Here is a 1,874-nt window from a genome sequence, read left to right as displayed (position 1 = left end):
AAATATTAACCTCAAAGCCGCCAAAATGTCGATGAGCAATCTGACCTTCAACCTCGAGACAACCATCAACGGGTCGACAGCCAAACCAGCTATCACACAAGGACTAACCAGAGGGGAAAATCTATCTTTTTCCTAGATCCTGACCGAACAAAAGAAAACGGCGAGATCAATTCGACACAGACCAACCACTCCGAGAAGATGCAACTACGAGATCGATTCGGAATAATGACCAGGTGAATAACGCTGGAAATACTGAAAGCACTTAAAGGGAGTACCAAATGAGAATAGGCATCATCGGCGCAGGAAATATTGGTGGCAACCTTACTAAAAGGCTAAGCGCCCTCGGCCATGTAGTAAAAGTTGCAAACTCTCGTGGACCTGAAACGCTGAGTCAGCTTGCCGGAGAAACTGGAGCACTAGCTTGCAGCCCCAGCGAGGCCGTTTCAGATGCAGAACTTATCATCGTAACGATCCCACAGAAGCGGATTCCAGACCTACCACCGACACTCTTTCAAAACGTACCCAAAGCCGTTGCGGTGATTGACACTGGAAACTACTATCCAAAAGAGCGCGATGGGCTGATAGCCGAGATAGAAGATGGAGAACCTGAAAGCGTTTGGGTCGAGCGCCACCTTGGCCATAGCGTGATCAAGGCATTTAACGGGATCTACTCACAACATCTCTTGGATCGCCACCTCCCTGCGGGGACACCTGGTCGCATAGCATTGCCAGTTGCAGGTGACGACCAAGCTGCTAAAAAGATGGTCATAGGACTCATTGATGAGTTGGGCTTCGATGCTGTAGATGCTGGTCCATTAGCAGAATCGTGGCGACAACAACCAGGAACTCCCGTCTATGGCGCTGACCTTGGAATCGAAGGTGTCACCGAGGCGCTATCCCAGGCACCCAGGGAGCGTCCCGAACACTTCCGAAACTAATTTTTTCTTTATTATCCAAGCTCGCCTGAGCCGTCTTATAAAAGCATACTTATCAAGTTTCGTAAGCAAGAGCCATTTTGGAGTCAGATTCGCGGAGTAGCGGATGGGGAGACGCAAACACACATGTATTGAGAAGTCGCTCTACCAAGGACATTTCAAAGTGCCTTGCGTTGAATCGGTATGCGAATTCCTCGAGGCATAAGTTGCTTATGTTCCTCACGTCCGTGGTATGTTCCGTCGATAAATTTCTTGCAGTTCCCTATCAGGATGTTGAGCCATTTGAATGTTACATGTGCTTGTTCGTCTTTGGATAGAGTGATCGAATGCGCTAGTCCAAGGTCTCGAGCACATACCCCGTAACTTGGGTTACCATCACTTATCAGCTTGGTATCGGAATCTAAACGTCTCACAAAAACATCTTTGAATGATTTAGCAGTGGTATCTTTGATTACTTCCATGAAGCAATGAGTAGGAGCACCATTGCTAATCGACACTCCAATTAGGACATTGGTTTGTTTTGTTCCCTTTCCTCTTCTGCCTTCGCCATGGCTCTCACCACCTAAAAAGAACTCATCTACCTGGACGTTTCCTCCAAGTTTATATAAACCATTTCGGTCAGCCATTGCTTTTCGTAGCTTATTTAGCATCAACCAGCCAGTCGAATAAGATACTTGAACGAATTTAGCAATGGTAGTAGCCGAAAGACCACGCTTGTCGTTGGACAATAGATAGATAGCGGAGAACCACTTGGATAAAGAGATATGGCTTCGATGGAAGATGGTTCCGGAGGTAACGCTAGTTTGACGGTGACAAGATTTACATTGAAAAAGTGGAGCTCGAGATGCTGCATTTCTTCGATGGTTTGGCCTGATTAAGGTAAACTGGTCAGAGTCACACTTTGGGCATCTAAATCCCTCTTTCCACCGCAATTTGATC

1 protein-coding gene and 1 pseudogene are annotated in these 1,874 nt (G+C 46.8%); one reads left to right on the top strand and one right to left on the bottom strand.

The window, feature by feature from the left end; all coding sequences use genetic code 11:
• The first annotated feature begins 278 nt into the window (after window positions 1-278).
• Entirely contained in the window at window positions 279-938 is a 660-nt protein-coding gene (locus tag AXFE_RS17785; RefSeq protein WP_052607226.1) for an NADPH-dependent F420 reductase, read from the top strand.
• 52 nt (window positions 939-990) lie between these two features.
• On the opposite strand, the pseudogene AXFE_RS17780 reads toward AXFE_RS17785, so the two are convergent.
• Window positions 991-1,873: pseudogene (locus AXFE_RS17780) on the bottom strand (IS1595 family transposase).
• Window position 1,874 lies beyond the last annotated feature (1 nt).

Source organism: Acidithrix ferrooxidans (assembly GCF_000949295.1).
Taxonomy (GTDB): Bacteria; Actinomycetota; Acidimicrobiia; order Acidimicrobiales; family Acidimicrobiaceae; genus Acidithrix; species Acidithrix ferrooxidans.
This window is presented reverse-complemented; position numbering and strand designations above follow the sequence as displayed.

Coding starts and splice junctions, on each gene's coding strand:
- AXFE_RS17785 (WP_052607226.1), top strand. CDS start 279: ATGAGAATAGGCATCATCGGCGCAGGAAATATTGGTGGCAACCTTACT.